Origin of the sequence: Cohnella sp. (assembly GCF_041640265.1) — a bacterium.
In the GTDB taxonomy this organism is placed as follows: domain Bacteria; phylum Bacillota; class Bacilli; order Paenibacillales; family Paenibacillaceae; genus Cohnella.
Genome location: NZ_JBEQAP010000001.1, coordinates 140,380 through 161,675 on the forward strand (window position 1 = coordinate 140,380; position 21,296 = coordinate 161,675).

Consider the following 21,296-nt stretch of genomic DNA (forward strand, 5'->3'; position numbering starts at 1 on the left):
TAGGAGGAATTTTTTATGCGTTTCAGTCAGAAGCTGCGACAAGAGGCTGATCCTATCTTCGAAGCCATCTATGAGCATCCGTTCGTGCAAGGCATTGCCAAAGGCAATTTAGGCAAGGAGCAATTGGTTCATTACGTTAAACAGGATTTCGAATATTTGAATGCCTACATGCGTGTCTATGGCTTAGGGATATCCAAGTGCTCAGATCGTCAGGATATCGCCATGTTTAATGACAAAATCGGTTTTATTCTCAACAGCGAGATTCACCCTCATCACAATTTCTGCCGAGTCGCCGGGGTGACTTACGAGGAGCTTCAAGGTTATCCGCTTGCACCGACGGCCCAACATTATACGCGCCATATGTTATCCGTTGCGGCCCAGGGGACGTTAGGCGAAATATTCGCCGTATTGCTTCCTTGCCCATGGACATACATGGAATCCGCAGCAAGAATCATCAAGGAAGCGAAGCCCGGTTTGGATCATCCTTTCTATGAATGGATTATGTTTTATGGCGATACATCGCTTGCGCCTCGCATGCAGAAGCTCTGCGATCGCTTGGATGAATGGGCTCTATCCGCATCGCCGGAAGAGCTCGAACGCATGAAGGAGCATTTTCTAATCAGCTGTCAGTTGGAGTATAAGTTCTTTGACATGTCCTACACGTTAGAAAACTGGCCTGTACCAGTGGTTGGAGGTGAGCTCGTTGGGCGCTAAGCGTAAAGCTTTAAATTTGCGGGAAATTGTTGTCATGGCCTCGATCTCCGCGGCATTCGGCGTTCTCTATTTACTGTGGATTTTTTTCGGGCAGTTTGTTAAAGGCTTGCTGGGTCCGGTCGGCTGGGGATTAATTACGGGTTTGTGGGTTATGGCCCCTATTGTGTGCGCTTATATCATTCGCAAACCGGGCGTCGCCCTGATCGCGGAGATGATCGCAGCTGGTACGGAAATTATGGTCGGCTCGGTCAGCGCGGGTACCGTTCTCATACTCGGCTTCACCCAGGGCTTGGGGGTAGAGATTGCTTTGGCCCTGTTCCTCTGGCGGAGCTATCGCTTGTCTGTGCTGATGCTCGCGGGCGTTTGCGGAATGGTCGCTAACTTCTTCACGATTTATGTCATGTACGGTTACAGCCAATACAGCTCCATCATTACCCTGCTTATGTTATCGACGATGCTGATTAGCGGTGCATGGCTTGGCGGCTGGGGAAGTAAAAGCATTGCGGATGCGCTTAGCCGCACCGGAGTATTGAATAATTTTGCATTAGGTAAAATGCATCGAGACGGCCGACTTGGACATTCAGTTGATTGAAGCCAAACAGCTGACCGTACGTTACCCTTTCCAGCAACGGGCAGCGATCAAAGAGATTGATCTCCGTATCGGTCAAGGCGAACGAGTGCTTATCCTCGGGCCCAGCGGGGGCGGGAAGAGCACATTAGCCCTCGCCATTACCGGAATCATCCCACGTTCAGTGGAAGCAGAGCTTTCCGGTGAAATGACTGTAGACGGAATCTCCTCGCAGGAAATGAGACCCGGCATGATGTCCCGTAAGGTCGGCATTTTATTTCAGGATACGGAAACTCAATTTTGCATGACGACAGTCGAGGATGAAATTGCCTTCGGGTTAGAGAATATCGGACTAACCGCAGCGGAGATGGATATCCGGATCGGGCAAAGCCTAAAGCTGACAGGCCTTGATGGTCGTCGATATGCAGGACAACAAGAGCTGTCGGGCGGGCTCAAGCAGAAGCTTGGGCTTGCCTGCTTGCTCGCCATGGACCAAGACACTCTCATTCTCGACGAACCCACGGCCAATCTCGATCCTGAAACGACAGACGAGATGTTCGCTTTGCTGTCGCAGCTAGCGGAACAATCGGGTAAAACGTTAATTTTCATCGAGCACAAGCTGGATGACCTGATCGATTATATTGATCGGGTTATCGTGTTAGGTGATGAGGGCAGCGTCATTGCAGATGGATCGCCAAGGCAAATTTTTTACCGCCAGATCGATATGCTGCAGCAGCAAGGGATATGGGTGCCTCGGCTATGTATAGCTGCTAAGCAATTGGAATCGTTCGGGATCGTGTGGGAAACTTTGCCGCTAACCCTGGCGGAGTGGGACGCAGGGCTGCTCAAGCAAGGCCTAACGATCCCTAAGCTTCAGCAAGACGGGCAACAATCAGCATCCGATGAGGAGCGCTGCTCTGAACCCGCGATAACGTCCCAAGCCGAACCTGAACCTCCCTTACTTGAGCTCCAAAACGTTTCCTATGCTTATGGATCTCGAGACGTGCTTCATAATCTAAGCTGCACGATCCCCCACGGTGATTTTGTCGCGCTGCTGGGGCCTAACGGAACCGGCAAGAGCACGCTCGTACAACTGCTTGTCAAATTACTTACACCGAAGCAAGGACGCATATTGCTCCACGGTACTTCCCTGGATAAGCTGAGCAGTCGTCAGCTGATGCAGAAAGTCGGACTTGTGTTCCAGAATCCCGAGCACCAATTCATCCGCGATACGGTCATAGAGGAATTATCTTACGGCTTGCAGCTCTCCGGACATTCCAAAGAGAGCATACAGTCTCGGCTTGACGACCTCCTGCAGCGGTTCCGGTTAACCGAGCAAAGAAATCATAATCCGTTCAGCCTCAGTCAAGGCCAGAAAAGGCGTCTGTCCGTAGCCACGATGCTGACCAGCGAACAAGAGCTGCTCATTCTAGATGAGCCTACCTTTGGCCAAGATTACGTGAATACGGTCGCGTTAATGGATTTGCTCCGGGATTTGAATCAAGAAGGCACCACCGTTCTGATGATCACCCATGATATGGAGCTGGTTAAGCAATATGCTTCTCGGGTTTTACTCCTTAACGAAGGCCATCTCATCTATGACGGAAAACCCACTGCGTTGTTCAGCAACGATCATCTGATGCGGCAAGCGGCAATTAAGCGGCCGCTGACGGATGTGCTTGAACAGCGGACCCGAGCATTTATGGAGGCGAAGCAGTGTGCTGGATCAATGGCAGAAGCATGATGGCTTTTTACAGCACGTCAATCCTACATTAAAGCTAATCAGCTTAATTTGTGTAGTCGTTGGATTAGTCCGGGTGTTCGATCCGTGGACTCCTCTCATTATTATGGCATTAACGATTTATGCGATTAATCGTCTTGGGGGCATCCCATGGAAAACAATTGGATGGCTTCTGCTGCCGCTTTCCTTCTTTGCGTTAAGCTTTATCTGGATTAGCGTCCTCTTCCCGAATGTACGCGGGCAAGAGGTGCTTTTCCATATCGGTTCCCTGCCCATTGCATCGGAGAATGTCGTTACTGGCCTAGCGTTAGGCTTGAGATCCCTCGTGTTCGGATTGTGGTCGGTCTTGTTTGTGTTTACTACCGAACCGACCAAGCTCATGCTCGGGCTCGTACAGCATTGCAAGCTCCCGCCGAGATTCGGCTACGGAATGATGGCCGCTTACCGGATGATTCCGCATTTTCGGCAAGATCTCAACCAAATTCGCTCCGCGCATCTCATTCGAGGTTTAGGGGAATCCCGCGGGCTTCGCGGGCGCTGGGAGCAGATGAAGCGATATGCGATTCCTCTGCTCGCCGGAGCCATCCGCAAAGCGGAACGCGTCGCCATCGCCATGGAATCCAAAGGCTTCGACGGGAGCAGGCAACGGAGCTATTATCGAAAAATTGCCTGGACGCGCAAGGATCTTCTTTTCGGAATGGGAATCCTCTGCGGGGCTGCAGCCTTGTTAGGTGTTAGACAGCTATGGATGTAGGAAAGGAAGGCTGCGGATGAAGGAGCAATTCGAGCGATATTCAAGACAGATGTTATTTGCGCCGATCGGAGAAGCAGGACAACGGATGCTCATGGACAAAGCCGTATTAATCGTCGGAATGGGCGCTCTGGGTACGGTGCTGGCTAATCACATGGTTCGGGCTGGAGTCGGGCTAGTGCGTTTCGCGGACCGGGACTATGTGGAGAAAAGCAATCTGCAACGGCAGATGTTATACGATGAAGACGACGTTAAGCATATGTATCCCAAGGTCATTGCTGCGAAGAAGAAGCTAAGCAAGATCAATTCCGATGTCCAGTTGGAGGCCATCGTTGCCGATGTCACCGTTCATAATATAGAAAGCTTGCTAGAGGGTATTGATCTAGTCTTAGATGGCACGGACAACTTTCAGACGAGATTCCTGCTTAACGACGCCTGCTACAAGCTGGACATACCCTTTACTTATGGAGGAGCGGTAAGCTCTCGCGGGATGAGCGCGATTTACGTTCCGGGGGTTACGCCCTGCCTGCGCTGCTTCATCCAATCCGGGGACAGCGGAGGTCAAACCTGCGATACGATTGGTGTCATTGCACCTATCGTTGATATCGTCGCCTCCTATCAAGCGGTCGAAGCGTTGAAGTATCTTGTCGATGCTCATGAACAAAGAAGAAATAGCTTGATTACCTTCGATATCTGGCATAATCACTCCTTTGAGATGAAATTCGGCGTACCTGCCGAGAATTGCCCCTGCTGCCAGCTCAAGGAGTACCCCGCTCTCCATCCGGAAGAGCAGGATCCTTTCACCTCGTTGTGCGGGCGGGACACGATTCAGATTACGGGAAGCAGCAAGCTTGACCTTGAGAAATGGCGCTTACGACTTGAGCCGATCACAAAGGTGAGCGCCTTTCCCTTCTTGCTGAGAGCGGAGCTGCCAGAAGGAGAACGGCTGGTCCTTTTCCCCGATGGGCGTGTGCTGGTGCAAGGCACCGATGATATTGTCCGGGCTAAAACGCTGTATGCGCGTTACATCGGATTATAAGTTCCTGCCATATGAGGAGTGTGAGGATAGGATGAAAAGCTTTCGTTTATACGCCATCACAGGCGAGCAATTCCACCCGGGTCGGGAGTTGCTGGAGGTGATGGAAGAAGCCATATTAGGCGGAGTAGACATCATTCAACTTCGCGACAAGACGAGCAGCAGGCCTGAGTTGCTGCATAAGGCTAAGGCGCTTAGAGAATTAACTCTCAAACATGGCGTTGCCTTCATTGTAAATGACCATATCGATATCGCTATGGAAGTGGACGCGGACGGCATTCATCTAGGTCAGGACGATGTTTCACTGCTCGAAGCGAGGAAGATCGTTGGCGATAAAATTATCGGAATTTCCACCCACGCTCTTTCCGAAGCGTTTCTTGCACAGCAGAACGGCGCGGATTATATCGGCGTTGGCCCCGTCTATGCAACGAGAAGCAAGGTCGACGTCGTGGACCCCGTTACCGTCTCCTACGTTCGCGAGGTCGCGCAAGCGATAAGCATTCCCTTCGTAGCCATTGGCGGCATTAAGCTGCACAATGTGGATGAGGTTCTGGATGCGGGAGCAACACGGATTTGCGCGATCAGCGAAATTGTAGGCAGCGCAGATGTAAAGGGAACGTGCGAGGCATTCATTAGCAAATTGGAACGAAGAGGGTGAGTGTGAAGTGGAGCTCATTGTCAACGGCGTAAGTAAACAATTAGATGTCCGTACGCTCCATGAGTTAATTGCTCATTACGAGCTGTTAGGTAAACCCATTGTCGCGGAAGTGGACGGTCTTATTCTAAGGAACGACCAGTGGACGGAAACGGTTATGCGGCCAGGGATGAGAATCGAGCTGGTCCATTTTGTAGGAGGAGGCTGAATCAAATGAATCTAGATCCCTTACAGATTGGCGGAAAAACCTTGTCATCGCGTTTTTTTATCGGTACCGGCCTCTTCCCTAATCCCTATATTCAGATGAACGCCATCAAAGCCTCAGGCGCAGAAGTGCTCACCTTCGCAATCAGGCGCGTGAACTTGGAAGCGACGGAGGACGACTCCATTCTTCAGCACTTAGACAACGAGGATTACATCTATCTTCCGAATACGTCAGGCGCTCAAACGGCAGAGGAAGCGGTAAGAATTGCCCGGTTAGCACGCGCTTCCGGTCTAAGTAATTGGATTAAGGTCGAGATTAGCGCGAATGAACGTACCCTGCTTCCCGATTCCATTGAAACGCTGAAAGCAACGGAAATTTTGGTCAAGGAAGGATTTATTGTCCTCCCTTACACCTCGGACGATCCTATTATTTGCAAACGCTTAGAAGAAGCAGGAGCAGCCGCAGTGATGCCGGGAGCCGCTCCCATCGGTACAGGGCTCGGGATTCTCAATCCTTATAACTTAGGCTTAATCGTAGAGGAAGCCGGCGTTCCGATCATCGTTGACGCGGGTCTTGGGTGTGCGAGCGACGTTGTACAAGCGATGGAGCTGGGCGTAGCAGGCGTGTTAATGAATACCCCTGTAGCGAAAGCACAAGATCCGGTGATGATGGCACATGCGATGAGATTGGCGATTGAAGCGGGTCGTCTCTCCTACTTGTCCGGACGCATAACGAAGAAACGATATGCATCGGCCAGCAGTGGATTGGAAGCCTATATTTCCAAGTGACGAATGCGATTTAAGTAAAGGAGATCTTATGGGAAAGAGCATCGTGATATTGGGCGGCGGCGTAATCGGGTTGTCCTGCGCCTTCGAGCTGCAGAGTCGCGGTCATCGGGTGACCTTGTTAGAACCCGCTTCCTGCGGCGGTCAAGCTTCGGGTGCGGCCGCCGGAATGCTGGCGCCCTATTCCGAGAATCTTGAAGGCCCCGATGATTTTTTTCGACTGTGCCTCGACAGCCTGCGCTTGTATCCTCAGTGGCAGCAAACTATTAAGCAAATATCTAAGCAGACATTTGAGTATACCCCTTCGGGAAGTCTTTATTTAGCTTACCATTCGGCCGATCTCCTCGCGTTGGAAGGAAGGCTCTTATGGCAACGTCAATTCGGTTCCTCGGGGAGTGTAATGACCGGAGATGAGCTGTTTCGGCTTGAGCCTTTGCTGTCACGAGACGTTCTGGCTGCCTTGTATACCCCGGAAGAAAGCCATGTCTACGCTCCTCATTATGTAAGCGCGTTGGAGCAAGCCTGTCGATTAATAGGCGTTAATATACAAGACCGGCTAGAGCAGATCGAAATTGTTGAATGGAAGCACGAGGTGCTCGTTCGATCGGCAGGTCGGCATTATTTCAATGGAGATTACTTGGTTGTTTGTTCAGGAGCCTGGGCTCAGGAGCTAGCACAGACGTTTGATATGAATATTCCCGTATACCCTATTCGCGGACAGATTTGCGCTTATGAATCTTCAAAACATCCAGTTAAACATATGGTATTTTCCAGTCAGGGCTATTTAGTAGGGAAAGAAAACGGCACATTGGTATGCGGCGCATCAGAGGATGTTGCAGGCTTCGATACATCCGTAACTGCCAAAGGAATTGATCGGCTAAAGCGCTGGAACCACAGGGTATTTCCATTCTTAAATGACCTCGAACCGTTTCATCGCTGGGCTGGCTTGCGTCCGTCCACACAGGATGGTTTCCCGCTCATCGGGCCCATAAGCAAGTCAAGCCGCGTCACGATAGCGGTTGGACACTATCGGAACGGCATTTTACTTAGTCCCGTGACAGCTATGCTAGTTGCGGACGGGATCGACGGCATTCAAGCAGCCACATCTATAGAAGCATTCTCGCCAGAACGGTTTGAAAGGAGCTTGCGGATATGACCATATTCAAGGCTTTAACGATAGCGGGCTCGGATTCCGGCGGAGGCGCGGGCATTCAAGCCGACCTCAAAACATTCCAGGAACTCGATGTCTATGGCATGAGTGTAATTACTGTTCTTACAGCACAGAACACCCTAGGGGTACAAGGCGTATTTCCGCAAACCAGTGAAGCGATTGAAGCTCAAATCGACTCCGTTCTCTCCGATCTCAGGCCGGATGCCATCAAAACCGGCATGTTATTCTCTGCGGAAATTATCGAGCTCGTTGCAAGGAAGCTTCGGCAATATCAAGCGTGTAATCTAGTAGTGGATCCCGTCATGTACGCCAAAGGCGGTACAGCGTTGCTGCAGCAGGAGGCCATGGATGCCTTAAAGCAAACACTGCTTCCGATGGCCGCCATAATCACCCCGAATATTCCTGAAGCTTGCGCCATTCTTGGAATTCCGGATATTCAGTCCACTCAGGAAATGCAAGCTGCAGCGGAGAAGCTGCTTAAGCTCGGACCGCAATATGTATTGCTTAAGGGCGGTCATCTCTCCGATGGGCAAGCGATTGATCTGCTATACGACGGTACGGAAGCTATCCCCCTTATATCGGAACGAATTCAAACGAAGCATACGCATGGCACGGGCTGTACTCTCGCGTCGGCGATCACTGCCGAGCTTGCTAAAGGACGTTCTGTCCTAAATGCGGTTCAAACGGCAAAGAAATTCATTACCGCCGCCATCCGTCATTCGTTAGATATCGGAAGCGGTATCGGTCCTACGAAACACAGTGCATACCGGTACTCTCTAAACCATTAAGGATTAGACTAATCCCATTCAAAATAAAATGGCAGTCAGAACTTGATAATAAAGTTCTTGACTGCCATTTCAATAAGACCACCGATGATGGTCTCGAGATTTAACGTGAACGTACACATGCAGAGAATGTATATGATTTTTCGCATACATTTACAGAATCCCGGCTCAAATCAATTTTTTTGTATGAAATTTCGTATAGAATCGACTGATTCGATGTGTATAACGCTCATTTTGTATGATTTTTCGCATACATTTTGTGGTCTCCCGCAGATTTCCGAAGTTATGAACTGTTAATCGACAACCTTATTTTACAACAATGGTGGGACGTTTCTGGGGCACTTTTTAGCATTTGAGATTACATAAGCAATGTTCACAAACCGATGCCTCGATCTCCGCCCATTTCTCTTCTTTACCAGAAACATACCAAGCAAATTTTATCACGGCAATTCGCTCCGAATTTCTTCAGGCAGCTTCAATGATACAATGCCCTCATCTGTAGTTAGGAAGCCTCCAGCCCAGTGTTTGTGCCCCGTTATAGTCAGGTTGCCTTCGAGATCGACCCGACCGCTCGACTGACTATCACTATCGCCCCACCCTCCGGTACTATAGTATAGAAAGACTTTTTCAAATATCGGCGCCGTTCCTCGTTGCTCTCCAAATTTACCCTCCAGTATAGATTTTATCCCGTCCCCATCCTTCGAATATGCCTGCCAAGACGCAACCAGGAAATCATCCTTGAGCTCGACATAGGAAATGATATCTTTCCTAATCAAATAAAAGCGCAGTGCTTCTCCCTCTGGAAAAAGATAAGTCATAAAGAAACCTTCATGATTGCCTATAACCTCTAAAGGCGATTGTGCAGTATGCATGCTTGAGTACGACATTTTAATCATAAGCTCTCGAGCGGCCTGAAGATCACCCTCGTATAGAGTCGTTCGATCATTTGCGCTTAGAGGAGACCTAATGATAACCATATTGTTTTTCCAATCGACTTGGTAACCAAGATGTTGCGACAAAAACCGGATAGGGATATACACACGGTTTTTTATTCTTTTTACAGGTGTACTTAGATCGATCTCGCAACAATATTCGCTATACCATCTAGGCCTTCCTTGAAACGATGCAGTTTTCTTACCGACGGTAAGTACGATCACTTCAGACCATTTACGGATGGTAACGGTATTCTTCTCGGGATCCCAGACAACGGAAGCATCTAACGCCTCAACCACAGCACGAACAGGAACAAGGATAGAACCTTTTTCCCAAATGGGTGCGGTATCGGTGCTTATTCGCTTATCATTTATAAAAATTTCGATAGGTGCAGCAGCGTAAGACATCGAACTAATGGATACCATCCCGATCATTGTCGCGATCAAGGCAAATAAAACCTTCTTCATAACACACACTCCTTTTCCCTGTTTAGGTATAGACTGTAATAAAATTTCTAATGATTATTTCCTGGTCACATTGAATTGGATGTTGTCAAAATACAGCGCAGTAAGACCCTCGAACCCTGAATCTGTACCGATCGTAAGGTATAGCTCACCTTTGGCATTCGTGGTTATATCCGCTGCGTAATTAAATTTCACCTTCTGATAACCTTCCTTGTCGTCCGGTTTCGCGATGGTGCCTAGAAGCTTTAGATCCGCTCCTTCGGTACTCTGATTGCCTTTGTCTAAATTGAAGGCATAGTGGGCATTATTCGTTTCGCCAGTGACTACCGCTTTTGGCGCTTGGCTTGTAATGCCGGCTTTCAAGAATATGGATTCTGCCGGTGCCCCGCCGATGCCCATCTGGCCTCCGGCTTCATTCGTATACATGTCGAAGAGCAATCGGGCATCGTATTTCGTATTGGGTTGCAAACCTTCGATTTTTTTCGTCATGAACATAAACAAGTCATCGCTGCGGTTATGGCCGCTAAGCATGAAGCCATAATCCGTTTTGTTGCCGTTCACGGGAAGAAGAGCTCTTTTTCCATCTAGATTATAAATTTCCTTGTCATAATCAACGGGTAAGTCCGCGAACCCGGCAGTCCACCCTTGGGCATCCGTGTTCAGATCATAGGAGAAGTGAATCGGTTTGACTCCATTGTCTACACTCGTTTTCTTTAAGGTTAGCCGCTTAACCGAGTTATTCCATAAGACTTGAACCCCTAGAAGCCGGGACAAGCTTGCTGCGGGTACGAATGCATGGTTGTCCAGAATAACGACTCGGGCAGCCAGCTTGGACGCTTTACCCGACGAGAGGGTCGCTTGATCCGATCCCGGTTTCACGATGATGACAACACCAGACTTCGTTACCTCAAGCTGTTTCTTTGACGCGTTCCACTTCAGCCCTGCTCCAAGACCATTGGTTAATGCTTTAAGCGGTGCCATAAGGGTGCCGCTCGTTATATAAGGCGCGGATTGAAGCGAATGCTTTCCCGTTGAATCTACATAAGATTTAAGTCCGGAAGTGAATTGCACCTGCAAGTCTCCTTGGGATGAACCTGCGTTTGTAGCGGCATAAGCCGGAAGGGCAGAACTAAGTGCGAAACCTGCTAGCATAAGGGATAGTGCCGTTTTTTTCATGATGATATCCTACCTTTCGTTTTCTTCTTTTTTTGTGTCGTCATTACAACGCTAATTGTTGAAGAATTGTTGCATACGATGAGTTTTCTCCTTCGATTCGTTGCCGGATCAAATTTACTCTTGAGTATTTTTTGTCATTTAAAAGCAAAAAATAAACCGCGATGCACACTCGCGATCTCCAGCATTTATAAATAAAATTATTCTAAATTAAGAAAATGCATCTTCTCGTCTGAGTTTTCATAAGCGTCCAATACGGAAGCAAGCAATCCGGGAAACCGGAATTCCAGATCTTCCGCACGCAGGGATAGTAACCGTTGGGTTCCTTGGACGCGAACGTTCAAGACACCGGCTTCCCTAAGCGTGCGGACATGGTGAGAGATTGTGGATTTTACGACAGGTACTTCGATATCCCCGCAGGTTCGCTCTCCCGCTTTGCGGATTTCGGAAACCATGAATAAACGAACGGGATCACTTAAAGCATAGAGTACGGAGGACAAATGAAGTTCTGCTCGGTCTGGGTGATGTAGAATTTTCACGGATAGCGCCTCCTTAAATGTTTCAAACTCATGATTGCATTTTAACATAACGCATGCTATATTTCTATTGTTCGATAACGATCGAATATTAGAATATAAAGCGAGGGACTACAATGGCAAACCAGAATAAGCAGGAACCTAACAAGGTGACAGAGCTGAAGGCCATGAAAGAAGGAGTGGTTACTCTCCTGCTTGGAATAACAATAGTACTTGTCATCATGAATACGATGATGTTTAATTTGGCATTGCCGGACGTTGCGGTCGCTTTTCAATTGTCTCCGTCTTCGACCTCTTGGATCGTAACGGGTTATTCCATTGTATTCGCGATCTCAACCATCACTTACAGCCGCTTATCCGATTTCGTTCCGATCCGCAGGCTCTTCATCATCGGAATTCTGTCGCTTAGTATCGCGGCAATCGCAGGATTGTTTAGCAACAGTTTTATTATGCTGCTAATCGTTCGCATTCTTCAGGCGACCGGAGCGGGTTCGATCCCGGCTTTGTCCCTGGTCCTCATTTCCCGATACGTTCCGATTGAGCGAAGGGGCAAAGCTATGGCTACAATCATGTCTGCGGTAACGTTGGGTCTTGGTTTAGGACCTGTCGTTGGCGGAGCGATCGTTGAATATCTTGGGTGGCATCTCTTGTTCGTTGTAACTGCGGTAACTTTGTTTTTAGTGCCCTTATATACATTACTCATTCCAAAGGAGAACTCGCGGAAAGGTTCATTCGACGCGCTTGGAGCACTCTTCATTGGCATCGGAACGACGGGACTTCTTCTATTCTTGACTAATCATACCTGGATCACGCTTGTGTCCGGACTTATCGCGCTTGCCCTATTCGTTGTCCGCATTCGAACGGCTAAAGAACCTTTCGTGCTCCCGGCGCTCTTCCTTAATCGGTCTTACCTCACATTAGGAGCAGTCGGTATCGCAGCGTATCTTTGCAGCTTCGCTACGCTATTCTTAATGCCGCAGATCCTAGTTAACAAATATAGCCTTAGCGCCATCCAAGCCGGTCTGGTGATTTTCCCAGGATCGCTGTTAGCCATGATCTTATCCCATCGTGTAGGACGTATCATCGATGCGCAAGGAAACAGCTCGATCATCCGGTATATTCCGCTGCTCGTTCTGGCATCCGTCATCCTGTTCGCTTTATTCGGTGGGACCTCCTACCTTGCGATCATGTTCATCTACATGTTAATGAGTACAGGTTTTACCTTCTTGGCAAGCAGCATCTCTAACGAAATGTCTAGAATACTGCCCCCCTCGCAGATTGGATCCGGACTCGGACTGTTCCAACTCCTTCAATTTTTCAGCGGTGCTTTCGGGGTCGCAACGACGGCGAGCGCTCTCGTCTGGCAGAAGGAACTACCTCTAGCGAATGCTTACAGCAACATTTACTGGGGAATGGCAATAGTCGTCATCCTATCGATCGGTTGCGCATTTGTTTACCTCCGGTCTGCTCCGCGTAAACTCCGGACCTCGTAATGCATTAATAATTAAGGAGGGAGATCGCTAACCGAATGGTTGCAATCTCCCTCCTTAAAATTTACACAATTATGGTTATTTCATTTGATTGTCCATGATAAGAACATGACCTTGTTTTGCAGGACAAATATAAATTGTACATGATAAATCGCCAAAAACTGTTTTTAGAACCGTCAACCTGTAAAATGTGCATCTGTTTGATTGGCGAATATCTCGGTTTTAGGCAAAAACAAATGTATGAAATGCATCTTCCAAACTTTTAAAAAACCAATTAGTAGAATCTCAAAAAAGAAAGTTTCATTGTCTCTCTAAAATCTATCATAAATTTGTTGTGTTATCATTTACCACGCTTAGCCAAACGGAATAATCCATACCCCATGATTCCAACAAAACCTACAATGATGGTGACTATCCAATTATTGGACGGTATATCTCCCAAACCACTGTCACCTGATAATGGCTCAACAATGGTATCGTTGTTTAACGGAATCTCTTTATCCCGGAGATACTTTAGTTGATCTGATGCGTCAGCAATCTTCATTGTGGGAGAACATAATGGATTTTCCCAGCCGTTGTCCTTATGCCGCAGGAAAAAGAGGTATTCTTGACCCGTTTCGCTTGGACCCCAAAGCGAACCCCAAGTGATGTTCTCCCCCACCAGTATGCTAGTATCGTCAATACTCTTAAAACTCTTAATCACTTTCAGCTTGATTTGATTATTTTCTTTGTTTCGAGTTACATCCTCTACTTTACCAATAACGACTGCATCATACTTCTCGTATGCCTCTTCGATCGAGGACAGCTCCGCGCAACTAAGTGCCATTACATCTTGAGGAATAAGGAGGAGAAAGAGTAATGCCGCCAATAATACTACTTTCATTACACCACCGCCCTTTTTATTAACAGACGAGACGGATTTGTATAAAATTACACTTTACTTTCTTCAATATCCGAACGAACTTTGCTCGATCGATACAGTATGCGCCCCGTGTAGATGAGCAAATGATTCAAGCTTTCTCTGCACCCTTTCGCGAAGAAGTTCAGTGAAGTCGATTTCAGGATCGATTTGCAGTAATTGTACCGTCAAGTGGCCCCGTTTTCTATCCAGACGCGGGTCCATTCTGCCGATCAAACGGTCGCCGGCTAAAATTGGCATCGCATAATAACCATACTTACGCTTCACAGCAGGAGTATAGATCTCCCATCGATAATCAAAATCGAACAAGTCCGTCAACCGTTTACGGCTCCACAGTAAGTTGTCCAAAGGCGGGAGAAAGTGAATAGGTAACTCCGCTTCATTCTCGATTGCGCGAGCCCTGTCCTCATCATCGTGTACGGAAAGCCGATCCATATCCGAAGCTAATATGTAATAATGCTTGTCTAGTCCTGTGACTTCGACCGGCGCAACTTCTCCAGATTTCACGTGCAGATCAATCGCTTCCCGTCGTTCTTTTGCGCTTAATCGCTGCCAGCCAAGACGGGGGTCGCTCGGTTCAAATACCCGGTACGCCCGAAAATATTTTTGCATCATCGCTTCAAGCGCTTCAACTGTGTCGATTTGCTCCGCTTGTTGCCGCAGCTCGACGGGGACGCTACGACTGGAGACATCAAAAAGGCGTTGGTTACCTTCTCTTCCGACTATTCTAATTTGCGCGGCGTCCGTCAATAAATTCAGCGCATGAGACGTTGCCTTCGTCTTAGCGTTTACATTATCCCAATACCCGTGTACCCGTTCATTGGATTCGAACGACTTTGCAGGCAGCGGGCCTTCGCTTTCCAGCTTTTGCAGCACTTGTTCGGTGATGGGCCAAATCTTGTCGATATGGGACTGCACTTGCTGCTTCAGTCGCTGGCGGGTCGGTTCGAAAATAGGATAATGCTCCATCGGAATGATACATGCCGCGTTCGCCATATATTCAAAAATTTCGTTTTTGCGCAGCAGCTCATTCAGAATCCCCGGCTCGTAACTGGCAATTCTTGCCGCCAACGTCAGATGCTGATTCGGACGTACGGCAGACACCGGGTCGATTTGAACGCATTCCAACTGCCGGATCACGTCCAGCACGCGCTGGCGCATCGCCTTCGCAGAGCTCGCGCATTTCTCCGGCGGATGAAGTAAAAGCTGCGTCTCCAACAAAAACCTCCGGAGCGCTCGTTTCGTCGTTTGTAACGGTTTCATCATGACACCTCCCATAACTTAAGTGCTTCCAAACCAGACTTTTCAGGATCTCCAAAATAGGAACGTCGCGCTCTTTTGTTTGGATTTTTCATGTTTTGGGGAGAATAAGGCAGCAATTGGAAAGGAGAAGAGCATCGGTATGACATTAGAGCTTCTGGTACTCATTATCATTTGGGTCCTGGGCTTTATAGCCGTCGTTTTGTTTATTCCAAGGCATAAGCGGAGGGAAGCGTTTATGTCCTTCTTCCCGTGTCAATCGATTACATGGGTGAACACCATGATCCAAGTTAAATATGGTTTACTCACGTTTCCCGTTCGGGAATTCCCGAAAGCAAGCGATGTTCTATTCACATCGGAGTATATCATGTATCCCTTGATGTGCGCCTTTTATTATATTTACGAACCCAAATCGGGGAAACTGCTGCGCTTTGTCTATTTAGCCGGCTGCATTTCCTTTCTTACCCTCGTTGATAATGTGATTGCAAATTACACGGATCTTATTCATTACACCAAATATTCCTGGTATTGGACCTGGATTAACTTCTTCTTGATCTTCTTAGTCGTCAACGTTTTTTGTAAGTGGTTTTTTAAGCCGGGAGTATTTACTCAAGATCGGAGAACAGCGCGATGAAAGTAGAATGGACGATACTAGTTGCCGTATGGATAACAGCGTTCTCCCTGTTTTTCTTCGTTCCGAGGCAAAAAATTCGATTGGCTCTCGTAGCCTATTTGTTTAAACAAATGCTTACATGGATGGTCGGTCTTATTGTGGTTGAGCTTGGATGGATCGAGTATCCGGTTCGTTGTTTTGCTACGGTGAACAGGTCCAGCTTCACTTTCGAGTATTTGGCTTACCCCATCATTTGCGGGCTCTTTAATGCGCGATATCCGGAAAACAGAAGCTTGTTATTCAAACTGTTTTACTACAGCTCGTATTGTACCGTCATTACCGTTGTAGAAGTTCTTATCGAAAAAAATACAGATCTGATCAATTACATACATTGGTCATGGTACTGGACATGGATAACGTTGTTTATTACTTTCTTTATGTCGCGCACATTCTGCAAGTGGTTTTTTAGTATAAATGTCAAAAATGTATCCCCAGATGCCTAATACTTCTCATACGGCTAGATAAGGAAGACTTCAATTTTCTTCGTTTCGAACTAATGGTTGCGATAGCAACCATTATGGCATATAATCACTTTAGTTGCTATAACAACCAAAGTGGTCGCTACCTAAAACCTTTAAGGATGATGAAATTATGTTAGAGTCGCGAGATGAGTCTGTCGGGAAATGGATAAGTACGCTTGATCGGTACTTTCAAATGTTTATTTCTCGAAATTTGCGTAAACACGCTATTGGCCCGGGGCAATTACATTTTTTAATGCTGCTGTACCAGAAAGACGGGGTTTCACAAAATGAGCTTTCCCAAAAGTTATTTGTGGATAAAGCAACGGCTGCACGAGCGATTCAGATACTTGAGGATGTTGGCTATGTAAAGCGTATACCTTGTGAAAAGGATCGCAGAAAAAACCTTGTTTACTTAACTGAGAAGGCCATCGAAATCAGAAATGAAATTAAAAACACACTGCATAAATGGACAGATCTATTGACGCAAAATATGGCTCAAGAAGAAAAATCCATATTAATTTTATTGTTGAAAAAATCAACCGCTAACGCTGTTCATTACATCAACGAAGACGTTCCGGATGAAAGTAAATCGCGAGATTAGTCCAGATATATACAACGACAACAATAGTTTATTAGAAAGGAACATGAGAAACCATGAAAAAAACAACAACCAGTAAGAATAATGGAGAAAAGCTGCTTCTTGTATTAGTTTTTACGCTAATTTTTTCGGTCATGAATGCTACGATATTTAATGTTGTGATGCCTGTCATCAGTATAGAATTCGACCTTTCTCCATCCCAAGTAAGCTGGATTCTTTCGAGCTATATGATTGTTTACGCCATCGGTTCGTTGATCTTTGGAAAATTAGCGGATAAGTACCGGTTAAAGGATTTATTGACATTCGGCTTGATCTTTTTTGCATTGGGTTCTATTGTCGGATTGGCTGCTACTGAATATTGGATGGTTATTCTCGGTCGTGTTTTACAAGCTTCCGGAGCGTCTGTTATTCCTGCTACCGCAATGATTATTCCAGTTCGGTATTTTTCCCAGGAGAGAAGAGGGAGGGCTCTTGGCATGGTAGCGACCGGTTTGGCACTCGGAACTGCACTCGGACCGATTGTATCAGGCCTGATCACGGGTTTAACTGGCTGGCGCTTCCTTTTCTGTCTGTCCTTACTTCCCTTGCTCACCCTGCCGTTCTTTCGAAAATATCTGGATGATGAAAGAGGACAAACCGGAAAAATTGACTTTATTGGCGGTTTCTTGCTGGCCGGAACGGTTACTCTACTGCTTTTGGCTATCACACAGGGAAACGGGTTATTGCTTTCCGCGGGTGTTGTACTGATGATTTCATTTATATTACGTATTCGTTCCGCCGTAGAACCGTTCATACAGCCTGGTCTATTTAAAAACAAAAGTTATTCTCTTGGGCTGGTTATTGCATTTTTGGCGACGTCTCTAGCTTTTGGAATTCCATTTTTAACACCGTTGCTTCTGGCTGATGTGAACCATCTTTCACCTGTAACCATTGGCCTTGTCATGTTTCCCGCGGCTATAGCGGCTGCATTGATGGGACGTAAAGGCGGGAAGTTAGCTGATGAAAAAGGGAATCCGTTCCTTGTCTATACGGCAACCCTCTTCATATTTATTTGCTATGTGCTGTTATCTACATTTGTGGGTGTATCGCCATTCATCATAATGCTGTTATTAATTTTCGGCAACGTCGGCCAAATATTTATGCAAATTGCTGTTATTAATACAATCTCGCGCACGTTATCGAAGGAACAGACTGGAGTGGGAATGGGATTTTTCTCCATGTTCAATTTCATTTCAGCCGCAACTGCGACAAGCTTAATTGGTAAGATACTGGACTTCAGTTCACCTGGATTTCACTTTAACCCTGTTCCTTCCATCAGCGCAACCTTTATTTACAGCAATATTTTCTTCGTTCTTGCCTTCACGGCTGTGGCTGCTGGGTTACTATATTACATGCAGTTTGGGTCTGCTTTAAAAAAGCTGAGAAATTCGCCAAATTAAGAAAGGAAAGCTTGTCGCTCCAATATCAGCGCTTTGTACTCTTCCCGTTCTTGTATGCTTAGCCGCGGACAAGTATAACAATATTTATGTCCGTTGTCCTCCGGATCATCCGTTCGGTAAGCGAGACAGCAAGCCGCTTTGATATAGGTTTGACATCCCGGTTTGAATAGATTTTCCACGGTGCGGAGCTTCATATTAAAAGGGTTTTTCTTGCGACCGAACACATCTGCATCCAAGCCATGGGTCAGGAAGCGGAAATCGTTGCTTATTCGCCGTTTAAGAGAATTGTCTGAAGCATCGATAAGCCAAGAATCAACCTGGCGGTACATTTCGGTTACGATTTGTCCCCACAGTTGACCGGCATTAATGCTCGCGGAGCGAGCCAATGATTCAATAACCGGTCTAACATTATCTCTGTACAAGGTTTCGAGAACCGAGTTTCGCCATTCCTCCCGTTCATATCCATCCAACCTCTTTATATGAGGCTCCCCGATTTTGAACGAGAAGTGATAATACCGATCATTAGGGTACAATTGAACGGTTACATTGGCGAGCGAAAGATCCAGCACATGATCATAGTGGGACACCATATACTGCATGGCGATGCATATGGAACCATACCATCCGCTAAAGTACGTCGCCGCAACTTCAACTCCCCTTGCCCGGATGAGCGGAGCATAAGCTTGCAGCAGCCGATCCGCATGTTCTCTAACTACTAATTGCTCGGCGGGGATCGAAACGATTACACCATTCCGATCCTCCGAACGGATATCAAACCGTTCTTCCAGTTCCGACAAATCCAATGCCTGCATAAAGCACCGCCTATTCTACTTGACCTATGTTTTCGATCTTGCCAACAGATAGAGGAAATACGGTGCGCCGATTACGGCGACGACAATGCCGGTCGGAATCTCCGACGGCTGCAAAATCCAGCGGCCGATCGTGTCGGCCACGATCATCAGCAAACCGCCAGCCAAAGCAGATGTCGGTATCAGCAGTTGATGCTTCGGACCGACGAGCCGCCTCGCTAGATGCGGACCGATCAGGCCGACGAAGCCGATGCCGCCGCTAACCGCTACGGAAGATCCCGCGAGACCAACCGCCGCGGCCAGCAGTATGAGACGCTCCTTCTCTACCGGCGCGCCAAGTCCGGCAGCCGTCTGATCGCCAAGGTTGAGCACGTTCATCACACGCGCCTTGTAGAAGACAAAAGGTAGAAGCACGGAAATCCAAGGCAGAAGAGCGAGCACAAACTTCCAGTTCGTGCCCCAAATGCTTCCCGCCAGCCATGTGGCCACAAACTGATACTTGTCCGGATCGAGCCGCAGCGTCAACACAATCATCGCCGCACTGATGCCTGCAGCCACTGCGATCCCGGTTAGCACCAACCTCGTCGGGGAGATTCCTTCATGGCGTTTATAAGCAAGCGTGTAAATCAGTAGGGCAGTAAGTCCCGCACCGACCAAGGCGAGTACCGGAAGCAAAAACACCGGTGCCGCCGTTGTTGTCGGATAGAAGGAGATAAATAGCATAACCATCAACCCGGCTCCAGCGTTAATGCCCAGAATGCCTGGATCGGCAAGCGCATTGCGGGAAACCCCTTGCAAGATACAACCCGACACGGCCAATCCTGCGCCGACAAGCACGGAAATGACAATACGCGGCAGCCGGAAATCGAATAGAATGAGCGATTGTTTCTCCGTTCCCATTCCGAACAGCGTCTTCGTCACCTCGAGCGGCGACATGCGAATGTAACCGATATTCATGCTGAAGATGAAAGCAACGATAATCAAGACGCCGATCACGGTCATCACCACAATGCCCCGATTCCTTCTACTGCGGTGGGCAGATATAACTTGTACCGATTCCATTACAGCTCCCTCCTATCTTTGCGCACCAAATAGAGGAAGAACGGAACCCCAAGCAAGGCAATTAGCGCCCCGATCGGCGTTTCAAACGGCGGATTGATCATTCTCGCCGCGAGATCTGCGAACACGACGAGCAGGCTTCCAAGCACAGCCGAACAAGGAATGATCCAGCGATAATCAACCCCGACCAGAAATCGCGTCAGATGCGGAATAATCAGACCGACAAAGCCGACCGCACCAACTACTGAAACGGCAGATCCGGCCAGAATAAGAACAATAACCGTTCCCGCCAGCTTGACCAGGCGCGTACGTTGGCCGAGTCCGGCCGCAATCTCCTCCCCGAGGCCGAGAATTGTAATCGATCGGGATAGTATCATCGCTGCAGCGATGGCGCCCCCAACCCACGGAAAAATAATTTTGAGCTGAAACCATTTTGTACCCGCCACACCTCCCGCATACCAGAACGCCAGATCCTGTCCGATTCGGAAATAGAGCGCAACACCTTCACTGAGCGCCGCGAGAAGTGCGCTCACGGCAGCTCCGGCGAGGACAAGACGAACAGGCGTCAAACCTCCTTTGGCCAACGAACTGATACCGAACACAAGTCCTGCACCTAGAGCGGCACCGAGGAAGGAGTATAGGATCAGATAATTAAATGGGAGCCCGGGGAAAAAGGCAAAGCACAGCGCCAGCACGAAGCCTGCCCCGGCGTTGAGTCCGAGCAGTCCGGAATCTGCCATAGGATTGCGGGTCATTCCCTGCATCAGCGCTCCTGCAACGGCAAAGCTCGCGCCGACCATGGCGCCGCCAAGCACACGCGGCAGGCGCAGCTCCTGAATGATCTGGTGATGGGTCAAATCCGGATTGAAGCGGAATACCGCCTCCCATACCATGGTAAACGCTATATCCGCCGCGCCGAAGGAAACGGATAGTCCGATTCCGAGGATCAATGCGAATAGTCCTCCGAATAGAATAAAAGACGCAATGAGCGGCCGCGACCGGAGTTTCGGTTCCCGCGAATGAACCGCAGCACTTGTCGTGTCTGATATTGCCGTCATGTCTGCTCTCCTT

At 48.0% G+C, this 21,296-nt stretch carries 23 protein-coding genes; 15 read left to right on the forward strand and 8 right to left on the reverse strand.

The window, feature by feature from the left end; genetic code table 11:
• Window positions 1–15 precede the first annotated feature (15 nt).
• From tenA to thiD, 10 genes are read left to right on the forward strand one after another with little or no spacing between them, the layout of a single operon-like run.
• On the forward strand, window positions 16–714 hold the full coding sequence (tenA, locus tag ACESLK_RS00690; RefSeq protein WP_372660657.1) for a thiaminase II: 699 nt from the start codon (window positions 16–18) through the stop codon (window positions 712–714).
• Complete coding sequence (locus ACESLK_RS00695; protein WP_372660660.1) at window positions 704–1,306, forward strand: ECF transporter S component; 603 nt, start codon at window positions 704–706, stop codon at window positions 1,304–1,306. Before tenA ends, ACESLK_RS00695 begins: the two co-directional genes overlap by 11 nt.
• On the forward strand, window positions 1,287–3,026 hold the full coding sequence (locus ACESLK_RS00700; RefSeq protein ID WP_372660663.1) for an ABC transporter ATP-binding protein: 1,740 nt from the start codon (window positions 1,287–1,289) through the stop codon (window positions 3,024–3,026). The genes ACESLK_RS00695 and ACESLK_RS00700 overlap by 20 nt, the downstream gene beginning before the upstream one ends.
• A complete protein-coding gene (locus ACESLK_RS00705) occupies window positions 3,001–3,777 on the forward strand; it encodes an energy-coupling factor transporter transmembrane component T family protein (RefSeq protein WP_372660666.1) in 777 nt (258 codons plus the stop codon). Before ACESLK_RS00700 ends, ACESLK_RS00705 begins: the two co-directional genes overlap by 26 nt.
• A 16-nt stretch (window positions 3,778–3,793) precedes the next feature.
• Window positions 3,794–4,813: a ThiF family adenylyltransferase gene (locus tag ACESLK_RS00710; RefSeq protein ID WP_372660669.1), complete on the forward strand. Its 1,020-nt coding sequence runs from the start codon at window positions 3,794–3,796 to the stop codon at window positions 4,811–4,813.
• Between the two features lie 31 nt (window positions 4,814–4,844).
• Window positions 4,845–5,468, forward strand: coding sequence for a thiamine phosphate synthase (thiE, locus tag ACESLK_RS00715; RefSeq protein WP_372660672.1), 624 nt, complete (start codon window positions 4,845–4,847; stop codon window positions 5,466–5,468).
• 7 nt (window positions 5,469–5,475) lie between these two features.
• Entirely contained in the window at window positions 5,476–5,673 is a 198-nt protein-coding gene (thiS, locus tag ACESLK_RS00720; protein ID WP_372660675.1) for a sulfur carrier protein ThiS, read from the forward strand.
• Window positions 5,674–5,678: 5 nt separating this feature from the next.
• Complete coding sequence (locus ACESLK_RS00725) at window positions 5,679–6,458, forward strand: thiazole synthase (protein ID WP_372660678.1); 780 nt, start codon at window positions 5,679–5,681, stop codon at window positions 6,456–6,458.
• Window positions 6,459–6,486: 28 nt separating this feature from the next.
• Window positions 6,487–7,611, forward strand: coding sequence for a glycine oxidase ThiO (gene thiO / locus ACESLK_RS00730; RefSeq protein WP_372660682.1), 1,125 nt, complete (start codon window positions 6,487–6,489; stop codon window positions 7,609–7,611).
• On the forward strand, window positions 7,608–8,414 hold the full coding sequence (gene thiD / locus ACESLK_RS00735; protein ID WP_372660686.1) for a bifunctional hydroxymethylpyrimidine kinase/phosphomethylpyrimidine kinase: 807 nt from the start codon (window positions 7,608–7,610) through the stop codon (window positions 8,412–8,414). The genes thiO and thiD overlap by 4 nt, the downstream gene beginning before the upstream one ends.
• Window positions 8,415–8,851: 437 nt before the next feature.
• On the opposite strand, the gene ACESLK_RS00740 is transcribed toward thiD, so the two are convergent.
• The 3 genes from ACESLK_RS00740 to ACESLK_RS00750 all read right to left on the reverse strand — a co-directional run bounded on the left by ACESLK_RS00740 (window position 8,852) and on the right by ACESLK_RS00750 (window position 11,520).
• On the reverse strand, window positions 8,852–9,811 hold the full coding sequence (locus ACESLK_RS00740) for a copper amine oxidase N-terminal domain-containing protein (RefSeq protein WP_372660689.1): 960 nt from the start codon (window positions 9,809–9,811) through the stop codon (window positions 8,852–8,854).
• Window positions 9,812–9,865: 54 nt separating this feature from the next.
• Entirely contained in the window at window positions 9,866–10,984 is a 1,119-nt protein-coding gene (locus tag ACESLK_RS00745; RefSeq protein ID WP_372660692.1) for a stalk domain-containing protein, read from the reverse strand.
• A gap of 197 nt (window positions 10,985–11,181) precedes the next feature.
• Window positions 11,182–11,520 (reverse strand): ArsR/SmtB family transcription factor, encoded by a 339-nt coding sequence (locus tag ACESLK_RS00750; protein WP_372660695.1) that lies wholly within the window; start codon window positions 11,518–11,520, stop codon window positions 11,182–11,184.
• 113 nt (window positions 11,521–11,633) lie between these two features.
• On the opposite strand from ACESLK_RS00750, the gene ACESLK_RS00755 reads away from it, so the two are divergent.
• The gene (locus ACESLK_RS00755; protein ID WP_372660698.1) at window positions 11,634–13,010 is read left to right on the forward strand and encodes an MFS transporter; all 1,377 of its coding nucleotides are present in this window, start codon (window positions 11,634–11,636) and stop codon (window positions 13,008–13,010) included.
• A 337-nt stretch (window positions 13,011–13,347) separates the two neighbouring features.
• Here the strand turns inward: ACESLK_RS00755 and ACESLK_RS00760 are convergent, their stop codons facing one another.
• On the reverse strand, window positions 13,348–13,890 hold the full coding sequence (locus ACESLK_RS00760) for a hypothetical protein (protein WP_372660701.1): 543 nt from the start codon (window positions 13,888–13,890) through the stop codon (window positions 13,348–13,350).
• A gap of 63 nt (window positions 13,891–13,953) precedes the next feature.
• Window positions 13,954–15,189 carry a winged helix-turn-helix domain-containing protein gene (locus ACESLK_RS00765; protein ID WP_372660704.1) on the reverse strand — a complete coding sequence of 412 codons (1,236 nt, stop codon included), beginning with the start codon at window positions 15,187–15,189 and terminating at the stop codon, window positions 13,954–13,956.
• Between the two features lie 139 nt (window positions 15,190–15,328).
• Between ACESLK_RS00765 and ACESLK_RS00770 the strand changes: the two genes are divergently transcribed.
• From ACESLK_RS00770 to ACESLK_RS00785, 4 genes are all read left to right on the forward strand, one after another.
• Window positions 15,329–15,820, forward strand: coding sequence for a CBO0543 family protein (locus ACESLK_RS00770; RefSeq protein WP_372660707.1), 492 nt, complete (start codon window positions 15,329–15,331; stop codon window positions 15,818–15,820).
• On the forward strand, window positions 15,817–16,302 hold the full coding sequence (locus tag ACESLK_RS00775; protein ID WP_372660709.1) for a CBO0543 family protein: 486 nt from the start codon (window positions 15,817–15,819) through the stop codon (window positions 16,300–16,302). The genes ACESLK_RS00770 and ACESLK_RS00775 overlap by 4 nt, the downstream gene beginning before the upstream one ends.
• 148 nt (window positions 16,303–16,450) lie before the next feature.
• Complete coding sequence (locus tag ACESLK_RS00780) at window positions 16,451–16,921, forward strand: MarR family winged helix-turn-helix transcriptional regulator (RefSeq protein WP_372660712.1); 471 nt, start codon at window positions 16,451–16,453, stop codon at window positions 16,919–16,921.
• A 53-nt stretch (window positions 16,922–16,974) separates the two neighbouring features.
• Window positions 16,975–18,357 carry an MFS transporter gene (locus tag ACESLK_RS00785; RefSeq protein WP_372660715.1) on the forward strand — a complete coding sequence of 461 codons (1,383 nt, stop codon included), beginning with the start codon at window positions 16,975–16,977 and terminating at the stop codon, window positions 18,355–18,357.
• Here the strand turns inward: ACESLK_RS00785 and ACESLK_RS00790 are convergent.
• From ACESLK_RS00790 to ACESLK_RS00800, 3 genes are read right to left on the reverse strand one after another with little or no spacing between them, the layout of a single operon-like run.
• A complete protein-coding gene (locus tag ACESLK_RS00790) occupies window positions 18,354–19,169 on the reverse strand; it encodes an IucA/IucC family C-terminal-domain containing protein (RefSeq protein ID WP_372660718.1) in 816 nt (271 codons plus the stop codon). The genes ACESLK_RS00785 and ACESLK_RS00790 overlap by 4 nt on opposite strands.
• Before the next feature lie 24 nt (window positions 19,170–19,193).
• On the reverse strand, window positions 19,194–20,228 hold the full coding sequence (locus tag ACESLK_RS00795; protein ID WP_372660721.1) for a FecCD family ABC transporter permease: 1,035 nt from the start codon (window positions 20,226–20,228) through the stop codon (window positions 19,194–19,196).
• A complete protein-coding gene (locus ACESLK_RS00800) occupies window positions 20,228–21,283 on the reverse strand; it encodes a FecCD family ABC transporter permease (protein WP_372660724.1) in 1,056 nt (351 codons plus the stop codon). The genes ACESLK_RS00795 and ACESLK_RS00800 overlap by 1 nt, the downstream gene beginning before the upstream one ends.
• Between the last annotated feature and the right edge of the window lie 13 nt (window positions 21,284–21,296).